The following is an 18,931-nucleotide window of genomic DNA, read 5'->3' as shown; positions in this document are numbered from 1 at the left end:
GAGATGGCAGAACACACGACCGTTGGCGAGATCCGCCGCGTTATCCACGAGGCCTACCCGCCGCAGCTGGCCGAGCCCTGGGATGCCGTTGGCCTGGTATGCGGCGACCCCACGGATGAGGTGAGCACCGTGGCTTTCGCTCTGGACTGCACCCAGGAGGTAGCAGACAAAGCTGTGGAACTCGGCGCGCAGATGCTCGTGGTGCATCACCCGCTGCTTCTGCGCGGGGTGACCTCGGTGGCGGCGGATACCCCGAAGGGCAAGGTCATTCACACTCTTATCCGCAACGGCGTGGCCCTGTTGGCCGCGCACACCAACGCGGATAAAGCACGCCCGGGTGTCAACGACAAGCTGGCGGAGCTCGTCGGTATCAAGCCTGGGCGCCCCATCGTCCCGGTGGAGCCCTATGAGAACCTCGATGAGGCCTTAGGGTTGGGGCGCGTGGGCGAGTTGGAGGAGCCGGTGACTCTGCGCGAATTCACCCAGCGCGTGGCCGATGCCCTCCCGGAAACTGAATGGGGAGTGCGCGCGGCTGGTGACCCGGAGCGGATGGTCAAGCGCGTGGCCGTCTCCAGCGGCTCGGGGGACTCTTTCCTGGACCAGGCGGCCGCGCTCGGAGTGGACGTCTACGTCACCTCCGATTTGCGCCACCACCCGGTGGATGAGCACCTGCGCGCCGCGCACTTGGCGGAGCCGGAGGGCCCAGCCGTGGTGGATACTGCTCACTGGGCCAGCGAGTTTCCCTGGACTGCCCAGGCGCGCGATATTGTGGAGGACGCATTGCGCGTGAACACCGAGAGCATCGATGTCCGCACCGACCCATGGACGATTTCTGCGCATAAGGAGAACTAAATGAAACTGCCACAGGACCTGCAGAACATCTTGCTGGAGCTGGCCACCCTCGAGCGCTCCCAGGCGCACGGTGGAACTCCCACCATCCCGGAGCAAGAGGAATACGAGAAGGCTCAGGCCGCACACGCCCGGCTTGTCGACGCCTCCGGCTCCGCCCAGCTCGCCGTCGATGACATGGAGATGGAGATCCTGCGCATCCAGGCTGATGAGCGCAAGCTGCGCCAGCGCGAGCGCGATGACAAGGCACAGCTCGGCGCCGCGACCGACCCGGAGACCCGCAAGGATCTGGAGCACGATCTCTACGCGGCCAAGTCCCGTATCGCGGATCTCATGAGCGAGCTGCAGGAAGCCCACAACGAAATCCACGCCCTGCGCGCCAACCTGGACGTCCACGGCGCAAAGGTCTCCGATTCGGAGCGCAAGCTCGAAGTCCTCAAGCGCGCGGCCGAGGCCGCCCAGGAGGCTGCGACGAACCGCCCCGACCCACAGGTGCGCATCGGCGAGCTGCGCGAGCAGCTGCCCGCGGATGTCCTGGAAGAATACGAAACCGTGCGCGAAGAAAACGGTGTGGGGGCCGCGGCCTTCACCGGCCGCGCTTGCGGCGGCTGCTTCATCGTGTTGCCGCCAGCCGAGCAGAACGCAGTGCGCAACGCGGCGGCCGACGAGCTTCCGCAGTGCTCCGATTGCGGCTCCTACCTGGTGCGCCCGGCCTCATGAAGCTAGTCATCTTCGCTGACGGCGGCTCCCGCGGCAACCCCGGGATAGCCGGTTCTGGCACGGCGGTCTACAACGAGGACCGCTCGCAGGTGCTCAAGGAAATCGCCTACGTCGTGGGCCAGAAGTCCACCAATAACGTGGCCGAATACCACGGCCTGCTGCGCGGCCTTGAGGCCGCGGTGGAGCTGGGGGCCGACGAGGTGGAGTTCTATATGGACTCCAAGCTCGTGGTGGAGCAGATGAACGGGCGCTGGAAGATCAAGCACCCGGACATGCAAAAGCTCGCTATCGAGGCGCGCCGCCTGCTCAACCAGATTCCGCGCTTCAGCCTCGAGTGGGTACCGCGCGCCAAGAACTCGGTGGCTGATGAGCTGTCCAACGTGGCCATGGATGCCGCCGCGAAGGGCGAGCCCGTGGGCATCCTCGACATGGGTGCCGACGACGCCACCGAAGCGGACGCTGCTGTCGATGCGGCGGGCGGCGGAGAGGCGTCGCCAAGCGCGGCGTCCTCAACCGCGGCCGACTGGCGCCCCGAGTGTGGCCCGGCCACCCGCTTCATCCTGCTGCGCCACGGGCAGACGGCGATGTCCGCCGCCAAGCAGTACTCCGGGCGCGCGAACCCCGAGTTGACTGAGTTGGGCAAGAAGCAAGCGCTCGCCGCCGCCCAAGCCTTGGCCGATACCCACATCGATGCCGTGGTGTGCTCGCCGTTGCGCCGCTGCCAGCAGACGGCCGCGGCCGTGGTGGAAGGCCGGAACCTGCGTGTGGAAACCGTCGAGGACCTCATTGAGGTGGACTTTGGACGCTGGGAGGGCAAGACCTTTGCTGAAGCCGACGTCGCCGACCCCGAGCTTCACGCGCGCTGGCTGAAGGATACGTCCGTGGCCTGCCCGGGCGGGGAGTCCCTGCGCGCCGTGCACCGCCGCGTCAGTGCTGCGCGCCGTAAGTTGCAGCAGCGCTACGCGGGGCAGACCGTTCTCGTGGTTTCCCACGTCAACCCCATCAAGTCCTTCGTGCGCCAGGCGCTTGATTCCGGACCGCAAACACCCAACCACCTCTTCCTAGAGCTGGCTTCTGTGAGTGAGGTTGAATTCTTCGACGGCGGCAGCACTCTGCACCGTTTCAACGATGTGGGGCATCTGGGCGCGCTGCGATAAACTAACAGGCGCGAATGAGCCGACCGGGCAAACGCGTTCCGTCGAACCGGTTCCGTTATGGGACTAGGCGCGGGCCGAGGAAAGTCCGGACTCCACAGAGCACGGTGGTTGCTAACAGCAACCCGGGGTGACCCGCGGGAAAGTGCAACAGAAAGTAGACCGCCGCGCCCTTCGCTTCGCTCCGGCGCGGCGTGGGGTAAGCGGTAAGGGTGAAAGGGTGCGGTAAGAGCGCACCAGCACCGTCAGCGATGGCGGTGGCTGGGTAAACCCCACTGGGAGCAAGGCATCACGGCCCGCCACGCTAGCGGGCCCGATCAGGCGTTAGTAGGTTGCTCGCCGAAGCCTGAAGGTAGCTGCTTGAGTCAACTGGCAACGGTTGGCCTGGATGGATGTTTGCCACCGCGCCACGCGCGCGGCACAGAATCCGGCTTATAGGTTGGCTCATTCGCGCCCTACACTTTTATTTTTTGGAACAATGGGGCGGCATGAAACTGTATGCCGCGCCCTTGGACTTTCGGCCCATCGCTGAGGAGTTTTCTGTTCCGACCGACTTCCCAGAGGAGGTCACCGCACAGGCCGCGTCCGCGCAGGACCGCTATGCCGAGCAGCGCCGCGATGCCCGGGACATCCCGTTGGTGACCATTGACCCGGCCGGCTCCAAGGATCTGGACCAGGCCGTCTTCATTGAGGCGCGCGATGGCGGCTACCGCGTGCTCTATGCCATCGCGGATGTTGCCGCTTTCATTGAACCGGGCTCCGCACTCGAGACCGAGTCCCTCAAGCGCGGCCAGACTATCTACCTGCCTGATGAGCCAGCGCGGCTGCACCCGCCGGAGCTGTCTGAGGACAGAGCTTCGCTGCTTGCCGACGTCGACCGCCCCGCCGTCCTCTGGACCTTCAACCTTGACTCCGCGGGTGAGGTGGAGGACTTCTCGGTGGAGCGCGCACTCGTGCGCAGCTGCGCGCGGCTGGACTATGACCAGGTCCATAAGGACTTGGAGAATGGCACTCTGCATTCCTCTATCGCCTTACTGCCGGAGGTAGGCAAGCTGCGCCAGGCCTCCTCACTGCGCCGCGAGGCAATCAACCTGCGCCTTCCTTCGCAGCGCGTATCTGAAAGCAGCGATGGGGAAGAAGGGCACTACGAGCTGGTGATGGAGCCGCGTCACGAGGTGATGGACTATAACTCGGAGATTTCCTTGCTTACCGGAATGTGTGCGGGGCGGTTGATGGAAGAACACGGAGTTGGTTTCCTGCGCACCCTATCTGCGGCCACCCCGGAGGCCGAGGCAACTTTTCGCTCGGAAGCGGAAGCGCTGGGCTTCGAGCTGGGGGAGCGCAGCATCTCGGAATTCCTCCATTCCGTGGATGCGGATTCACCGCGCGGGATGGCGGTGATGCGTGAGGCCCAGCGGCTTTTGCGGGGTGCGGACTACGTGTGGCTCGAAGATGGCCAAGCGGACGTGCACGCGGGAATCGGCGGCTACTATGCGCACGTGACCGCCCCGCTGCGGAGGCTTGTCGACCGCTTCGCCACGGAGGTCTGCTTGGCGCTGAGCGGTGGCTACGAGGTTCCGCAGTGGGTGCGCGAGCGCGCCGGGGATGTCATGTCCACGATGCGCTCAACATCGCAGTTGGCCTCCCAGGTGGATAAGGCGTGCTTGAACCTCACGGAGGCGACCGTCTTGACGCCGTGGGTTGGCACCAACTTCGAGGCCGTCGTGGTTGATGGTGGGCCAAAGCGCGAGAAAGCACGGCTCTTCGTGCTGGACCCACCGGTGATTGGGCAGGCCGTAGGCCACCCAGAGACCGGTAAGGAGACGATGGTGTCCTTGGTGAAGGCCGACGTTGCGGAGCGCGATGTGCTCTTTGCCTGGCCGGCAGATTAGTCCTCGGTGATTGCAGGGCTTCCGGCAGAAAGCGGAATGACCAGCAGGCCGTCCTCGGCCAAGTCGGCCGCGAAGTTTGTGGCCCTAGCGCTCGGCACGTAGGCGATGACGGCGGAGGATGTGCCGGCGTGAGCAGAGCGTGAGGCGACGGCACCGCGGGCGGTGGCCAGCTGCGCGAGTTTTTCTGCGGAGTTGAAACCATAGACGGTGGCCAAGGCAGACTGCGACTGTGTGAGCAGCGGGAAGAGCTCGGTGCCGCGGCGGGAACGCAAAGCACGAGCAATGCCTTCGGCGCGCTCAGTTTCCTCCGAGTAGAAGGTCAGCCATGCCGTGGCTTCGGCGATGGTCGGCTGGTTCTCGGTGCCGTGCACCTTGTGGACCGCGGCCAGCCACTCAAGGACGCGCTGGGGCGCATCCGGCAACAAGCGCAGCGACGGCGTGCCGAAGGCGCGGCAGGCGGCGTCGATGAATCGCTCGCGGGCGCGAATCTCCGTCACGGCCTCAGCGGAATCCACGTCTCCGGGCACGGCCAAGGCGTAGGCTGCAATGTCCTTGTTGATCATGTGGGGTGCCTGGGTCACGGAGCCATCGGCGTAGTCGATGATGGTGATGGAATCACCTGCGCCGCGCAGGGCAGCGGAGTGACGAGCGCGCAGTGCAGGGAATCGCGCGAAGGTGCCAACCGCTTGGGAACAGACCTCTGCGATACGGGCGCGCAGCGGGGCGTCATGCAGATCATCCGCCGTGCCGAGCAACGCCAAAGCGGTGGCGATGTCGATGGCTGCTGCGGCGCCGAGTCCAGTTGAATCGGGGATGTCGTTGACCACGGTGATATCGGCACCAGCGGTCTCGCGGGTAAGAAGCTGGCGGTTGATCATGGTGTAGATGATGCCGCCGAGGCGCGCCGCGATAGCGCCTTCGGGTGCTGGGGGTTCGATGGGCTGGCCTTCAGAATCCACGCCGGGTTGCTGTTGTGCGGCGAGGGCAGAAACCTGTTCGAGGGAGATCTCGTCTTTAACGGTCTCGCCATTGGTGTGCTCGAGGTGAACCTTGACGAGTCCGTCGCTGCGGGGGCTGACAGCTGCTGCCGCGCGGATAGTGGCAAGCCCCATGATGGCGATGCCGCCGTAGTGGTCGATGTGCTCGCCAATGAGTGCCCAAGTGGCGGGGGCGCTGGCGACGTGTGCTGATTCAGCGCCCACGTTCTCGCGGTGTGCGGCGCGAACGCGGTCGACGGCCGGGGTCGAAGGGGCAGTCCACAGGGGCATCGGGAAGGTTCTCCTTTGCTGGTGGCGATATCCTGCCAAAGAAGTAGCAGCAGGACTAAGTGACCTATCTATTCTAACGGGCATGGTACGTAGGCGGTCTGTAGTGTGGGGTGCACTGAGTGAGAGATGAAGAGAATGGAGAAAATTATGGCTGAGGCCGATAACAAGTGGTTCTATGACCCGTCCACCGGTGAGGTATCCCAGGGCAAGGTGTCCGGTTGGGAGAACCGCATGGGACCTTATGATTCCCGTGAGGAGGCTGAGCACGCCATCGAAATCGCGCAAGCACGCACCGCTGCAGCTGATGCTGAGGACGCCGCCGAGGACGATTACTAAAGCACCACACCGCCGAGAACGGCACGGCTGATTAAGAAACCCACTTAAGAAGTCCGCTCAACAGAAGCGGCCCACACCACCGCACGGGAGCGAAGGTGTGGGCCGCTTCGGCTTGTTGCCTCGCAGCGCAGGAAGACTAGAGGAGGAAAGCCAGCCGGCTAGCGCAGTTTCTTGCGCAGCGGCTTGAAAGCAGACTTGATGGCCTTGAAGCTATCCGAGTAGGCGTTGAGTGCTTCCAATCCGATGATGCGCTCACGCTGGTAGAGGAGGCCATAGCCGAAGGTGTCCTCACCACGGCGGCGTGCGCTTTCTGCCAACTCGAGCAGCTTATCGCGGGAGGTCACCGAATCCTGGAAGTCTCCCAAGACAGATTGCATCTGCTTGCAGGCCTTGTAGAGGTTCTTCGTCTTCAGCGTGGTAGCGGACCCAGCAGCTTCCGCGGCATAGCGCAGCTTCTTCGCTGCCTTGCGCATATCGTGGAAATACTCCTCACGCTCGTGCAGCGTCAGCTCGGTGTTATCCCAGTTGGAGACGGCCTTCTTGTGGCGCTTGACCAGCTTGTCATAAGCCTGCTTGAGGTGCAGGGCCATCACCGCGTCGAGATCGTGGGGCTCGGCTTCCTCATCAGACTTGGCGTGCTTCGGCTCGTAGTCTTGTGCTGCTTCTTGTTCCTGAGCGGAATCAGTGGATGCCGACTCGGCGCTTTCAGAGTCTTCCGCTCCGCTATCCGCGGATGAGCTGTCTGAGTCAGCGGAGGTGTCTTCCCCGGCAACCGGCGGGTTGGCGAGGAAAGCGTCCAGTGCATCGAGCAGAGCCAGGTATTGGTCCGAATCGAGCGCGGCGATGACTCGGCGATGCGCACGGCGGTAGGCACGGCCCATGTCATGCGCAATGTGCTCGCGGGTAGCGTCATCGAGAACATCGGAGTCCTCGGATGCGAGCAGATTCTGCCAACGTTCTTCTACAACCTCGGCATCACGGGCAACGCCCAGCATGGCCGCAAGCTCCTTGAGATCTGACTCGATGCGCTTGATCTCAGGGCCCACCACAATGCCGTGGAAGGTCTGCAAGTGGCTGCGCAATTCACGGGTAGCCACACGCATTTGGTGCACCGAATCCCACTCATCCCGGCGAACCCGCGGATCGAATTCGACGAGCTTGTCCCGATTAGCCTTCAGTGCCTCCACGACTGCCGCCGCGGGGGAGCCCGGCTCCACAGTGGACGCGGCGAGGGCCGGAGGCAGCTCGACGTTGTTGATGGAGTCTCCCAATGCAGACTTCAGCTTGGACGGCGAGGAGGAAACCCGAGCTCCAGAACCGATCAATAGGGAAGTGGCGTGCCGCAGCAGTTTGCTGCCTGCTTTGCTTCCTGGCAGGTCCCCGGCGAGCTCTACCTCCCACTCGCGCCACGTGCTCTGCGAACCACCCGGCAGGAAGGAGAACGCGGTGACATGGTCATCGCAGAACTCAGCAACTGGTTGCTCGTCTGCGTCAACGAGGAGCAACTCGGTGCGGTTGTTATCCACCTGTGCGATCGGCTCAAGAGGCTGGTTGCGCACGACCGATCGGACCTGGTGGAGCAACTCGTCCGGAACCTCGTATTTGCCGTCGATGGGCTCACCGAGTTCCGCGCGGATCTCAGTGCGACCTTCCGCACCGGGAATCTTGATGTGCCAGCCATCATCATTTCCGCCGGTGCGACGTCGCAGCGTGATCTTCGCGTGGGTAAGGCGGAGGTCCTCGGTGTCGTAGTAAATCGCGGACAACGAGTGGTGGCGGGTTTCTGCAACACGGGAAACCTCATCGAGGTGGGTGAGATCCGGCATGGGGGTGGTCTCATCCACGGCGAACTTGGCTTCGATTTCAAGGAACGTCTTTGGAGACATGTACACACCTTCGTCGGGGAGCGAATTGATAAAAAGGAGGCATCAAACCTCGGTACCGCCTTCTAGGTTACCTGGCTAGTAACGCAAATGTGCCTGCCATTAATCGTCCTTAGCAGGTGAGTTGGCGGCGTCCGTTAAGCCCCGAGGAATCACCTCCCAAGTGGGACTTTTCTGCAGCTGATGCGCCGGCGGATACTCCTGCGTGGCTTCTCACCGCCAGGGAGACGGTGCGCGCATTGGGGTAGATTCGATCAGTCACTGCTTCGGCGTTGCGGCGGCGTTCTTCGACTGCCGATAGCGATTGCTGAGCCAGGGTAATTTCGTCTTGCCGAGTGCTGGGGCCGCTTGGTGCCGAAGCAGTCCCTTCTACGTCGTGGGAGACCAGCTTTGAATTTGCTTCCTCCAATAACTCACCGATACGGGTGGCATAAGACAGAATGAAGCTTCGGCGGAAAGACGCCACATTGCCTAGCTGGCGCGCACTCTCGGCGTGCTCGCCGTGGTGCATATGCCATTCACATTGCCGTAGAAGTGAGGCGAAAAGATCAGTGACGTGGTGAACGTCCTCTTCAGCGCCTATGACGGTGACAATCCCTTTGGGATGCAGCCGGAGGGCGGTGCATCCGTTCCGATCCGCAATGACGCTGAGCAGAGTGGTTTTGTGGTTGATATAGGGAGCGCTGATATGGATGCGTGTGGATACCACCGTGTCCGAGGAACTAGTCAGTGTCTTCTCGAGGCGGTGCTGTTGTTGCAGGCTCTGCGCTTTGGCGATGAGCGCGCTGGCTTCTTCTTCATAGGGAGTGGATTCTGCTTTTCGCAAAAGATGAGAGATTTTGGCGCGGATCCTATCTTCCTTGCTGTCGCGGGATACCCGAGAGTCGGTTCGTTGGGCCGCTAGCACTTCAACGTCCCGAAGGGGTGGCAGGAAAGTGATTGCTTCAATAAGTCGCATAAGGTCATCGGTCGGCATGGTCATCGAGGCAGGCGGGGTAGTACTCAACCATTCCTTGCGCAGCGCAGTGGAACTAATCTGTGCGGGAACATGAGGGGCGGCGCGATAAATGAGTGGGTGGCAAAAACTACCCAGGACATGGAGCAGGTCTTTAGGCGACCATCCTTGCTGGGCTGCTTGGCTAATGAGCTCGATTCCTCGCTGGCTCAGGGTTGCGTGTTGCGTGTTCATGGCTGTTCCTCATCCTTCTTTATGGGTACATATGTTCGGTTGTGTGGCCATTCAAGCATGTGAAGCCGACAGAGGTCAGAGGAGTCGAAAAAATTTGCCCCCGAGATACTCTTGCCAACTGGGTTAATACATGTCGGTGCGGGGGCAAAAGAAGAAACTCTCTCCGTGGCTTCGGCGCGCGGCGGTAGGGTTTAAAGCATGAACAGCCAACACGAATTCGTCCTTCGTACAGTTGAAGAACGTGATATCCGCTTCATTCGCCTCTGGTTCACTGATATCTTGGGGGCGCTGAAATCGGTGGTAATGAGCCCCTCAGAGTTGGAATCCGCCTTCGAGGAAGGTGTTGGCTTCGACGGTTCTTCAGTGGAAGGGTTCTCCCGCATTTCGGAGGCCGACACCATCGCGATGCCGGACCCTTCGACCTTTCAGATCATGCCCTTTGACAAGGAAGAGCCCGAGCTTCTCTCGGCGCGCATGTTCTGTGACATTACTCAGCCCGATGGGCAACCTTCGTTGGTGGACCCGCGCCACATCCTGCGCCGTCAGGTAACCGAGGCGGCCAATGAGGGATTCACGTGCAAGGCGTCTCCTGAGATTGAGTTTTATCTCCTTGAGGACGCGCACGATATCAACAGGCTTGTTGCCACCGATAACGGCGGCTATTTCGACCAAGCCACGCATGATAACGCCCCGAGCTTCCGGCGCCGGTCAATGTACGCGTTGGAATCAATGGGCATCGCCACGGAGTTCAGCCACCATGAGACCTCACCTGGCCAGCAGGAGATCGACCTCCGCCATGCTGACGTATTGTCGATGGCGGACCACATCATGACCTTCCGCTACCTCATCAAAGAGGTTGCCTCCCAGCAAGGAGTGCACGCGACGTTCATGCCCAAGCCTTTCGAGGACCGCTCAGGCTCGGGCATGCATACTCACTTGAGCCTTTTCGAGGGAGATTCCAACGCCTTCCATGACCCCGATGATGAGATTTCGCTGTCCAGCACAGGACGGCAGTTCATCGCCGGCATTCTTGAACACGCAGTGGAGATGACAGCGATCACCAACCAGTGGACTAACTCCTATAAGCGCCTGATGTTTGGCAGCGAGGCTCCAGGGTCAGTGACGTGGGGAATCTCTAATCGTTCTGCGCTGGTGCGAGTTCCCACCTACCGCCTTTCCAAGGAAATGTCGCGCCGAGTTGAAATCCGCTCGCTGGATTCAGCGATGAACCCTTACCTGGGTTACGCGGTGCTCCTTGCCGCTGGTTTGCGCGGAATCAGAGAAGGCTATGAGCTAGGGGATCCGGCCGAGGATGACGTCCACCAGCTGACCCACCGCGAGCGCCGTGCGATGGGGTACAAGGATCTGCCGAGCAGCCTGGACCAAGCCCTCCGAGAATTTGAACGCTCCGAGTTTATGGCGGAGGTCCTCGGTGAACACGTCTTTGAGTACTTCCTGCGCTCAAAGTGGGATGAGTGGCACGAGTACCAGCAGCAGATCACTGCATTCGAACTGCGCAACAACCTGAATTTCTAGGAGAAGTATGCGTCCAGCATCAGTACCGTCCCCAGCTACTCTTGGTCTGACCCGGCCAACTGCTGCGGAGGATCTATCCCGCCTCGGGTGGGATAATCCGGAGTCCCTAGAACTGTTGTGGACACTGGCCGGAGCAGGCGATCCCGATATGGCCCTCAACACGTTGATGAGGATCGTCGAGGGGGCGCCTGAGATTGGCCCGGCGATGCGCGAGGACGAAACATTCCGGGTGCGACTCATCGCCCTGCTGGGCGGCTCTTCGGCATTCGGTGATCATCTCGCTGCACACCCAGAAACCTGGCACGAGCTGCAGCGGGCGCTGCCGACTCCTACCGAAATGCTGCACACGCTGCTCACAGAGGTCGGGGCGGAACCTGCGACATACGTTGAGCAACCAGACCAGCCTGACACCGCGAGCTCCGACCTGACGTCTCCCGGCACCTACCGGGCAGCACCGGGGGACCACAAAGCATCACTCAAAGTGGCCTACCGAACGCTGATGATGCGCATTGCCGCCCATGACCTCGCAGGTACATTTCACTCGCGCAAGGGCCAGTCACGCCCCCAGCCGCGAGTTGGTTTCCGGGAGGTCACTAGGCTGACCACAGCCCTCGCAGATGCCGCCTTGACGGCAGCACTCGCCGGTGCGGTCCGGGTGGTCTATGGGGATGAAGCACTCGATGCGCAGCTGGCCGTCATCGCGATGGGCAAGTGCGGCGCGGGCGAATTGAACTACATCTCCGACGTGGACGTGGTCTTCGTAGGCTCCGAGGCGACACCACGGATCACCCGCCTAGCGTCGGAGTTCAACCGGATTGGCTCGGCCTGCTTCTTCGAGGTTGACGCTAACCTGCGTCCAGAAGGCAAATCCGGCGCCTTGGTCCGAACACTGGATTCGCACGTGGCCTATTACAAGCGGTGGGCAGAAACCTGGGAGTTCCAAGCGCTGCTGAAGGCACGGCCACAAACCGGCTATCTGCCTTTAGGCACGGACTACCTGGAACAAATCGGGCCGATGGTGTGGACTGCGTCGCAGCGGGAGTCCTTCGTGGAAGACGTTCAAGCTATGCGCCGCCGCGTGCTGGATAATGTCCCCGAAAAGATGCGCCTTCGAGAGCTCAAGCTGGGGGAGGGCGGCCTGCGTGACGTGGAGTTCGCCGTCCAGTTGCTGCAGTTGGTGCATGGGCGCTCGGATGAATCGCTGCGCACACTCGCTACGGTTGATGCACTGGCAGCGCTCGTGCGCGCCGGGTATGTCGGACGTGAAGACGGCACCCAGCTCATCGAGGCCTACGAGTTTCTGCGTTTGCTCGAGCACCGCCTCCAGTTGGAGCGTTTCCGCCGTACCCACACTTTGCCGGAGAAGGACGACAACAAGGCGCTCACGTGGCTGGCCATCAATTCAGGCTTTCACCCACAGGGGCATCAGTCGGCAGCGGACCAGATGAATACCCAGCTGCGGAAGATTCGCCTGCTTATCTCTGAGCTCCACTCGCGCTTGTTCTACCGCCCACTGCTCAATTCCGTGGCCTCGATGTCGGCGGATGAACTCAAGCTCTCCCGCGAAGCCGCGCTCTTGCAGCTGGCGGCACTGGGCTATCGCCACCCAGACCGAGCTTTTGAGCACCTCACCTCCCTCGCCGCGGGGCAATCGCGCAAGGCACGCATCCAGGCCATTCTGCTGCCGACGCTGATGGAGTGGCTCTCCAATACCGCTGACCCGGATATGGGCCTGCTGAATTACCGCAAGCTTTCTGAGGCAGCTTATGACCGGACGTGGTTTTTGCGCATGCTTCGTGACGAAGGCGTTGTCGGCCAACGCCTCATGAAGATTCTGGGCACCTCGCCCTTCACGGCGGAGCTCATCATCCGCGCCCCGGACGTCGTCAAGCAGCTCTCCGATGGCGCGGCAGGGCCCAAGCTGCTGGAAACCAAGCCCGAGCAAGTGTCTTCCGCCTTGATTAATTCCACCAAGCGCCACGCGGACCCAGACAAGGCAGTATCGGTTGCCAGATCCCTTCGCCGCGCAGAGCTAGCGCGGATTGCCGCTGCTGATTTATTGGGCTTCTTGCCGGTTCAACAAGTGTGTTTTGAACTGTCCACCATCTGGAATGCTGTGTTGGAAGCCGCGCTGCGCGCCGAGGTCAGGGCGTGGAGGCTGAGCCATGAGGATGCCGAACCACCAGCCCGCATCGCCGTGATTGGCATGGGGCGGCTCGGTGGTATGGAGCTGGGCTTTGGTTCAGATGCCGATGTCATCGTGGTGGCGGAGCCAACAGGAGATAATGCCGAAGAAGAAGCTCTGCCATGGGCCATCGGCATCATTGAGAAACTGCGTCGCCGTCTGGCAAAGCCTTCCGGGGATCCGCCCTTGGACGTGGACTTGGGCCTGCGGCCAGAGGGGCGCTCGGGAGCGGTCGTGCGCTCGATCGAATCCTATGAGCGCTATTACTCGCAGTGGGGTGAGCCTTGGGAGATGCAGGCTTTGCTCCGCGCGGCCTTCGTGGCAGGAGATGAGGAAGTCGGTTCACGTTTCCTCACCATGGTGGATGCCTTCCGCTATCCGCCGAAGGGCGTGAGTGAGAAGGCGATTCGTGATATTCGCCGAATGAAGGCGCGTGTTGATAACGAACGCCTCCCGCGCGGTGCTGACCGCAATACCCACACCAAGCTGGGGCGCGGCGGGCTAACGGATATCGAATGGACCGTTCAGCTGCTCCAGATGATGCACGCCCACGAGGTTCCGGCGCTGCATGATCCGTCCACGCTGCGGGTGCTCGATGCCCTCGAAGACAATGAGGTCATCCCTGTCGAGCAAGTGCAGGAGTTGCGGGAGGCTTGGCTCTTGGCCACCGATGCCCGCAATGCGCTCGTGCTGGTGCGCGGCAAGCGCGTGGACCAGCTTCCGGCACCGGGCCCGCAGCTGGCGCAGGTGGCCGGCGCGGCCGGGTGGGAGCCCGAGCGTAATCAGCAATTCCTGGAGCATTACCTCAAAGTGACCAGGCACGCGCGGAAGATAGTGGATGAGGTGTTCTGGGGTGAAGCAGAATCCTTCGAGCATGACTAGCAGAAGGCAGTTGCTCCGCCCCTGACCCGCACCCTGAGCTCACCCGGATCTTTCCCTGACTTTGGAGCAAGCCCCTGTTCTATCAGGTGATCAGCCGATAGCCTTAGGTGGCAGTGAACAGTCATTATCCCCGCGCCGCACAAAGGAGCACACCATGAGCCTGAACCTGTCCCTCGACCTCAACGATGCCACTCTTGCTGATCTCGACGCCTTCCTCTCCGCTGCCCGCGCTGCTGGGTGCGACCCCGCCGCTGCGTTGAGCGTAGAGGGGACGGTGATGCGGTTGGACGTCGACAAGCCGCGCGTTGTCTCGACTGAGCCGAAGCCTGAGGGCCCGCGCCGCAACAGCCTGGATCGCTCCGTGGCGGAGTCCACCATCCGCTCCATCATCGATGCGCTGTCCGAGCGCCTCGATTCGCCACACCCGCCGCATGGAAATTCTTTTGGCACCTTTGGCCCCCGCGCGGATTAAGCCGCGAATGTGAGAGAAGTCTAAAATTGTGGCCGTGAAGTCCAAGCAGATTATCGCCGTATGGGTCCTCGTGGTGGTGGCAGTCATCACCGCCGTCGGCGCGGGCTGGTGGGCTACGGAGCGGTACCAAGTGCCGGAGGGGGCATTGACGGTGGAGCAGGTGGTCGACGGCGGCGTCCCACAAGATCCGTCGGTAGGCGCCGAGCTTGACCCGGCTGAAAAGGATCGCATTGTCTCGCTGGCGGAAGCACTGGGGATTCCATCGGAGTCAGTGCCACGCGGACTTCTGTCGGTGGCGTCGGATAGGTACCGCTCCCGTCAGATGCTTGAGGCTGATTTGGAGAAGGCCGTCGAGGCAGGCGCCATCACGAAAGATGATGCGAAAGGTGTCCTCGCCGCCTTCGATGCCGGTGTTGTCGCCCCGGTGGAAGGTCCGATCTACGTAGAGTCGACCCCCGCAGAATAAGTCTGCCCGCCACTCTCGTTGAGTGCGCTGCCATGGAGCCCACAGGGACTGGCAGGTGATGCGCAGTCAATGAGGATTTGCCTTGCAGCCGTAGCTCTTAAGCTCACACGCACAGATAACGAAACGATAAAGGTTGGTGCGTTGAGGTGGAGAAACGACGAAAATTACGCGAGCTGCTCAGGACCGCAGTGGGGGTGAGCATCGCCGTTCTCGTCCCCATCGGCGGCGGGATCGGGGTCTTTGAAGTGGCCAATGGGCTACCCCTTGAGGCACCGTTGAGCGCCTTGGCCTTTCAGTAATCCAGCCCTTTACTAACCCACTTGCACGATTCTGGCGTGCGGCCCTTCCTCCTCGCCCCGGCTGCGCAGGATGTGGGTGATGAGAACACCCACGATGCCAATGCACCACACGCCAAAGACAGCCCAGGCGGCAAGCCGGAAATCATGGAAGGGATAGTCCGGCCCATTGCCCAAGTGATCGAGAACCATGCCGACGAGCTGGGCACCAAAGACGGTAGCGGTGAATGCTCCCATGTTGCCCAGGCCAGTCGCCGTCGCGACGACGCGGCGATCCAGGTTTTCACGGACAATGTCGAAGCCATAATTTGCCACAGGCGAACACAAGGCCACCACGCTGATGAGGATGAACAGTGAGAGGTAGCTGCCGCCAAAGAAGAAGAACAGGACCCACACCGCGCAGTGGATAGCCACAAACCCTAAGGCCAGCCAGGGACGGAAACCCCTAGCTCGGGAGGATAACCGGCCGTGCAAGGGACCAACCAGCACCATGCACACGCTAAACCACGTCAGGACCCAGCCGGCGCTAGTCTTAGAAAAATCCATGCCCGCGGTCATCAGGGGCACTCCCCACAGCATGACAAACACGTTGGTGGCTCCCAGACCAATCCAGTGAATGAAGAATGCCTGCCACGCTACGGGGGAGAGGAAAACGGTGGATAACAGTGCGGCAGTGCTCTCCGGCTTCGCGTTCGGTTTTTCCTTTGGTTTGGGCACGATGCCGAGTGATTCTGGGGAATCCGCAACCGCCACCGCGGCCGCAACGGCGATGAGAATGCCCACCGCACCCAAGGTAACGAAGGCCATGGTCCACCCGCCCCAGCCCAGCAGAATGGCAAAAGGCAAGGCGGACATGAACTGACCCAGCTGCCCCAGCGACGAGGTGACCTGGGTGAACATGGGGGTGCGGTGCAGCGGGAACCAATAGGGCAGGATGCGCATCACGGAGAGGAAGGCGGTGGCATCGCCCGCGCCGATGAGCAGGCGGGCGGCGATGGCTACCCAATAATTACTGGTGAAACCGAGGACCACCTGGCCTATGCCCATGATGATGGAGCCAATGACCAGCAGGCGGCGGGGTCCGAACCTATCAATGAGCATGCCCGTAGGGATCTGTGCCAGTGAATAAATACCCAGTTGTACAGAGGTGAAAACAGCAATGCGGGAGGCATCGACGTCGAAGCGATCGATGGCTTCAAGCCCCGCTACGCCAAAAGATGTGCGGCCGGTAATTGCCACGATGTAGACCAACACCGCAGCTACCCACACGGAGAGAGCCTTAGTGGTAATTACGTTGCGAGGATGAGGGACCGACATGGCTGATACTTTACGCGGCACCAACTAAGATGCAGGGGGTGAAGTACATTTCGACCCGCGATACCGACCGCCAGCCCGCCTCCTTTACGGATATCCTCCTCGGAGGTCTGGCCCCCGATGGCGGCCTCTACCTGCCGGACACCTACCCCCACATCGATGACGCCACTCTGACTAACTGGCGCCAGACCTTGGCGGAGGGTGGCTACGCGGCCTTGGCCGCCGAAGTGCTCAAGCTTTTTGTGGATGATATTCCCGCCGAAGACCTCGAAGGAATTGCCCAGCGCGCCTACACTTACCCCAAGTTTGACCACGAGGAGATCGTCCCCGTCAGCGAACTGGGGGAGGGCCTTTACATTGGCCACCTCTCTGAGGGGCCGACGGCCGCCTTCAAGGACATGGCCATGCAGATGTTGGGCGAGCTCTTCGAATACGAGCTGGCCCGTCGCGGCGAAACCCTCAATATTCTGGGCGCTACCTCTGGCGATACCGGTTCCTCGGCGGAGTACGCCATGCGCGGGCGCAAGGGCATCCGTGTCTTCATGCTGACCCCGGCCGGGCGCATGACGCCCTTCCAGCAGGCCCAGATGTTCGGCCTGGATGACCCGAATATCTGCAATATCGCCCTCGATGGCGTGTTTGATGATTGCCAGGACGTGGTCAAGGCGGTCTCGGCCGATGCCAACTTCAAGGCAGAGAACCGCATCGGCGCGGTCAACTCCATTAACTGGGCTCGCCTCATGGCGCAGGTGGTCTACTACATCAATTGCTACCTCAAGATCACCACGGAAAACACGGAGAAGGTCTCCTTCAGCGTCCCGACTGGCAACTTTGGGGATATCTGCGCCGGCCACATCGCCCGCCAGATGGGCCTGCCCATCGACAAACTCATCGTCGCGACCAATGAAAACGACGTGCTCGATGAGTTCTTCCGCACCGGCAGCTACCGCCCGCGTTCCTCGGAGCAGACGTACAAGACCTCCTCGCCGTCGATGGATATTTCCCGCGCTTCCAACTTTGAGCGCTTTGCTTTCGACCTGTTGGGCCGCGATGCCGCACAGATTAAGGAGCTGTTCGGGACGAAGGTGAAGGAAGGCGGGTTTAACGTCGACAAGCAGGCGCTTGACGCCGCCCACGCGGAGTACGGTTTCCTGTCCGGTTCCTCCACCCACGCGGACCGCCTCGCCACCATCAAGGATGTCCACGAGCGCTACGACGTGCTGGTGGATCCGCACACGGCCGACGGCATCAAGGTCGCCCGCGCGGTACAGGAAGAGTATGGGGTCGATACCCCGATCATCTGTCTGGAGACCGCCCTGCCGGTGAAGTTTGCGGAGACCATCAAGGAGGCCATCGGCAGCGAGCCGGAGGTGCCGGAGCGTTTCGCCGGCATCTTGGACGCCGAGCGCCACGTCACCGACCTGCCAAACGATGCCGCGGCGGTGAAGGATTACATCACGCAGTACATCAAGAGCACGGAGGTTTAAGCCAATGGCACAGGAACAGTTCTCGGGCCCGGAGTATTTCACCGAATTTGACCCAGAGAAGTTCATCCGTGACATGAAGCAGGTCGCGGAGATGGAGAAGGAAAATAAGGAGAATAAGGCGAACGCGGGTGAGGCTGCACCAGAAGAGGATGCCTAGGTTTCTCCTGCTTGGGGCATTCAGCACAGCAGCTCTGGCGACGGCTGGGTGCACGGTGCACACGGGCGTTGAGCCCGTTCCCGAGGCCGCCTCACATCCGTTCGAGAACGCCACTATTGAGCCGCCCCCGCCGCAAACACACACTCCGGGTGCGTCTCCGGTGCCGCCGGGGGCAGCATTGGATATCTCTAGCATGCAGCCCGTTCCCGGCGAAGCCTTCGACTTCAACCTCTGCACGGTGGCGTGGAGCTTTGTGCTTGACGACGGCCGCACCATCGCCGTTACCGCCTCCCATTGCGGTGAGCCCGGGGATACGGTGTGGGCGGGTGCCGCGGACGGGGAGTTCATTTACCCGGCCGAGCCCGTTGGCAGCATCATCTATTCCGACCTCAGCGCGCCTGACACGCACCAGCTTGATTTTGCCTTAGTGGAGATAACGCGGCAGGCGGAGTTTTATGTTCCGCAGGACATGCCCACCAGCGTGGTCGCGGCCGAGCAGGAGGAACTTCCCGATGAGGTGTGCAAGCTGGGGCGTATCACCGGTGAGACCTGCGGCCCGCTCACACACGGAGAGGGACACGGGAAACTCCAGTTTGGTGAGCGCACTGTGGATACTATCTCTGCGCGTGCCCACGTCTGCTCCACACACGGTGATTCCGGCGCACCGGTCTTTGGCGCGCCGGGCAGCCCCTATGAAGGCGTGATCGTGGGAGTTCTGTCCGGTACGACGGAAGCGGCCGCGGGTAGTGAGAGTTGTGCTCACGGCTCGGAGGCAGAGATGTCTTTTACTCCTGCTTCTGACATCGAAGCGCTCCTGCCGGAGATTCTGGCGCAGCTCTAAGACG

General features: G+C 61.7%; 16 protein-coding genes and 1 other RNA gene. 13 read left to right on the top strand and 4 right to left on the bottom strand.

Annotated features, from left to right (window positions below; genetic code table 11):
* The first annotated feature begins 3 nt into the window (after positions 1-3).
* The 5 genes from HMPREF2943_RS10275 to HMPREF2943_RS10255 all read left to right on the top strand — a co-directional run bounded on the left by HMPREF2943_RS10275 (position 4) and on the right by HMPREF2943_RS10255 (position 4,615).
* Positions 4-852, top strand: a complete 849-nt coding sequence (locus HMPREF2943_RS10275) for a Nif3-like dinuclear metal center hexameric protein (RefSeq protein ID WP_070711498.1) — start codon at positions 4-6, stop codon at positions 850-852.
* On the top strand, positions 853-1,569 hold the full coding sequence (locus tag HMPREF2943_RS10270; protein ID WP_070711497.1) for a zinc ribbon domain-containing protein: 717 nt from the start codon (positions 853-855) through the stop codon (positions 1,567-1,569). It abuts the gene before it with no gap.
* Positions 1,566-2,726 (top strand): bifunctional RNase H/acid phosphatase, encoded by a 1,161-nt coding sequence (locus tag HMPREF2943_RS10265; protein WP_070711496.1) that lies wholly within the window; start codon positions 1,566-1,568, stop codon positions 2,724-2,726. Before HMPREF2943_RS10270 ends, HMPREF2943_RS10265 begins: the two co-directional genes overlap by 4 nt.
* A 15-nt stretch (positions 2,727-2,741) precedes the next feature.
* Positions 2,742-3,174, top strand: an RNA gene (rnpB, locus tag HMPREF2943_RS10260) — RNase P RNA component class A.
* A gap of 37 nt (positions 3,175-3,211) precedes the next feature.
* Entirely contained in the window at positions 3,212-4,615 is a 1,404-nt protein-coding gene (locus HMPREF2943_RS10255; RefSeq protein WP_070711495.1) for an RNB domain-containing ribonuclease, read from the top strand.
* On the opposite strand, the gene HMPREF2943_RS10250 is transcribed toward HMPREF2943_RS10255, so the two are convergent.
* Complete coding sequence (locus tag HMPREF2943_RS10250) at positions 4,612-5,883, bottom strand: galactokinase family protein (protein ID WP_070711494.1); 1,272 nt, start codon at positions 5,881-5,883, stop codon at positions 4,612-4,614. The two genes, HMPREF2943_RS10255 and HMPREF2943_RS10250, sit on opposite strands and share 4 nt — an antisense overlap.
* A gap of 147 nt (positions 5,884-6,030) precedes the next feature.
* Between HMPREF2943_RS10250 and HMPREF2943_RS10245 the strand changes: the two genes are divergently transcribed.
* Complete coding sequence (locus HMPREF2943_RS10245) at positions 6,031-6,219, top strand: hypothetical protein (protein WP_070447463.1); 189 nt, start codon at positions 6,031-6,033, stop codon at positions 6,217-6,219.
* A gap of 158 nt (positions 6,220-6,377) precedes the next feature.
* Here HMPREF2943_RS10245 and HMPREF2943_RS10240 read toward each other — a convergent pair whose 3' ends face one another.
* Together HMPREF2943_RS10240 and HMPREF2943_RS10235 are read right to left on the bottom strand one after the other, a co-directional pair.
* Positions 6,378-8,105, bottom strand: a complete 1,728-nt coding sequence (locus HMPREF2943_RS10240; protein WP_070711493.1) for a CYTH and CHAD domain-containing protein — start codon at positions 8,103-8,105, stop codon at positions 6,378-6,380.
* Between the two features lie 109 nt (positions 8,106-8,214).
* A complete protein-coding gene (locus HMPREF2943_RS10235; RefSeq protein WP_070711492.1) occupies positions 8,215-9,291 on the bottom strand; it encodes a DUF2786 domain-containing protein in 1,077 nt (358 codons plus the stop codon).
* 198 nt (positions 9,292-9,489) lie between these two features.
* Here HMPREF2943_RS10235 and HMPREF2943_RS10230 point away from each other — a divergent pair, with 198 nt between their 5' ends.
* From HMPREF2943_RS10230 to HMPREF2943_RS10215, 4 genes are all read left to right on the top strand, one after another.
* Positions 9,490-10,827: a glutamine synthetase family protein gene (locus tag HMPREF2943_RS10230; protein ID WP_070711491.1), complete on the top strand. Its 1,338-nt coding sequence runs from the start codon at positions 9,490-9,492 to the stop codon at positions 10,825-10,827.
* A gap of 7 nt (positions 10,828-10,834) precedes the next feature.
* The gene (locus HMPREF2943_RS10225) at positions 10,835-13,894 is read left to right on the top strand and encodes a bifunctional [glutamine synthetase] adenylyltransferase/[glutamine synthetase]-adenylyl-L-tyrosine phosphorylase (RefSeq protein WP_070711490.1); all 3,060 of its coding nucleotides are present in this window, start codon (positions 10,835-10,837) and stop codon (positions 13,892-13,894) included.
* 154 nt (positions 13,895-14,048) lie between these two features.
* Positions 14,049-14,366 carry a hypothetical protein gene (locus HMPREF2943_RS10220; RefSeq protein WP_070711489.1) on the top strand — a complete coding sequence of 106 codons (318 nt, stop codon included), beginning with the start codon at positions 14,049-14,051 and terminating at the stop codon, positions 14,364-14,366.
* Positions 14,367-14,400: 34 nt separating this feature from the next.
* Positions 14,401-14,832, top strand: a complete 432-nt coding sequence (locus HMPREF2943_RS10215; protein ID WP_236659246.1) for a hypothetical protein — start codon at positions 14,401-14,403, stop codon at positions 14,830-14,832.
* 311 nt (positions 14,833-15,143) lie between these two features.
* On the opposite strand, the gene HMPREF2943_RS10210 is transcribed toward HMPREF2943_RS10215, so the two are convergent.
* Entirely contained in the window at positions 15,144-16,445 is a 1,302-nt protein-coding gene (locus HMPREF2943_RS10210; RefSeq protein WP_070711488.1) for an MFS transporter, read from the bottom strand.
* Between the two features lie 38 nt (positions 16,446-16,483).
* Between HMPREF2943_RS10210 and thrC the strand changes: the two genes are divergently transcribed.
* The 3 genes from thrC (at position 16,484) to HMPREF2943_RS10200 (ending at position 18,927) form a co-directional block, all read left to right on the top strand.
* Positions 16,484-17,929, top strand: a complete 1,446-nt coding sequence (thrC, locus tag HMPREF2943_RS10205; RefSeq protein WP_070711487.1) for a threonine synthase — start codon at positions 16,484-16,486, stop codon at positions 17,927-17,929.
* 4 nt (positions 17,930-17,933) lie between these two features.
* Positions 17,934-18,086 carry a hypothetical protein gene (locus HMPREF2943_RS12535; RefSeq protein ID WP_168160911.1) on the top strand — a complete coding sequence of 51 codons (153 nt, stop codon included), beginning with the start codon at positions 17,934-17,936 and terminating at the stop codon, positions 18,084-18,086.
* 193 nt (positions 18,087-18,279) lie between these two features.
* The gene (locus HMPREF2943_RS10200; protein WP_010190621.1) at positions 18,280-18,927 is read left to right on the top strand and encodes a trypsin-like serine protease; all 648 of its coding nucleotides are present in this window, start codon (positions 18,280-18,282) and stop codon (positions 18,925-18,927) included.
* The last annotated feature ends 4 nt before the right edge of the window (positions 18,928-18,931 follow it).

Source organism: Corynebacterium sp. HMSC072D12 (assembly GCF_001813925.1).
GTDB classification, from domain to species: domain Bacteria; phylum Actinomycetota; class Actinomycetes; order Mycobacteriales; family Mycobacteriaceae; genus Corynebacterium; species Corynebacterium aurimucosum.
The sequence above is the reverse complement of the archived record's forward strand: the minus strand, read 5'-3'. Positions and strand labels throughout refer to the sequence as shown.

Coding starts and splice junctions, on each gene's coding strand:
- HMPREF2943_RS10200 (WP_010190621.1), top strand. CDS start 18,280: ATGCAGCCCGTTCCCGGCGAAGCCTTCGACTTCAACCTCTGCACGGTG.
- HMPREF2943_RS10250 (WP_070711494.1), bottom strand. CDS start 5,883: ATGCCCCTGTGGACTGCCCCTTCGACCCCGGCCGTCGACCGCGTTCGC.
- HMPREF2943_RS10245 (WP_070447463.1), top strand. CDS start 6,031: ATGGCTGAGGCCGATAACAAGTGGTTCTATGACCCGTCCACCGGTGAG.
- HMPREF2943_RS10240 (WP_070711493.1), bottom strand. CDS start 8,105: ATGTCTCCAAAGACGTTCCTTGAAATCGAAGCCAAGTTCGCCGTGGAT.
- HMPREF2943_RS10255 (WP_070711495.1), top strand. CDS start 3,212: ATGAAACTGTATGCCGCGCCCTTGGACTTTCGGCCCATCGCTGAGGAG.
- HMPREF2943_RS10230 (WP_070711491.1), top strand. CDS start 9,490: ATGAACAGCCAACACGAATTCGTCCTTCGTACAGTTGAAGAACGTGAT.
- HMPREF2943_RS10235 (WP_070711492.1), bottom strand. CDS start 9,291: ATGAACACGCAACACGCAACCCTGAGCCAGCGAGGAATCGAGCTCATT.
- HMPREF2943_RS10220 (WP_070711489.1), top strand. CDS start 14,049: ATGAGCCTGAACCTGTCCCTCGACCTCAACGATGCCACTCTTGCTGAT.
- HMPREF2943_RS10210 (WP_070711488.1), bottom strand. CDS start 16,445: ATGTCGGTCCCTCATCCTCGCAACGTAATTACCACTAAGGCTCTCTCC.
- HMPREF2943_RS10270 (WP_070711497.1), top strand. CDS start 853: ATGAAACTGCCACAGGACCTGCAGAACATCTTGCTGGAGCTGGCCACC.
- HMPREF2943_RS10265 (WP_070711496.1), top strand. CDS start 1,566: ATGAAGCTAGTCATCTTCGCTGACGGCGGCTCCCGCGGCAACCCCGGG.
- HMPREF2943_RS12535 (WP_168160911.1), top strand. CDS start 17,934: ATGGCACAGGAACAGTTCTCGGGCCCGGAGTATTTCACCGAATTTGAC.
- HMPREF2943_RS10225 (WP_070711490.1), top strand. CDS start 10,835: ATGCGTCCAGCATCAGTACCGTCCCCAGCTACTCTTGGTCTGACCCGG.
- HMPREF2943_RS10275 (WP_070711498.1), top strand. CDS start 4: ATGGCAGAACACACGACCGTTGGCGAGATCCGCCGCGTTATCCACGAG.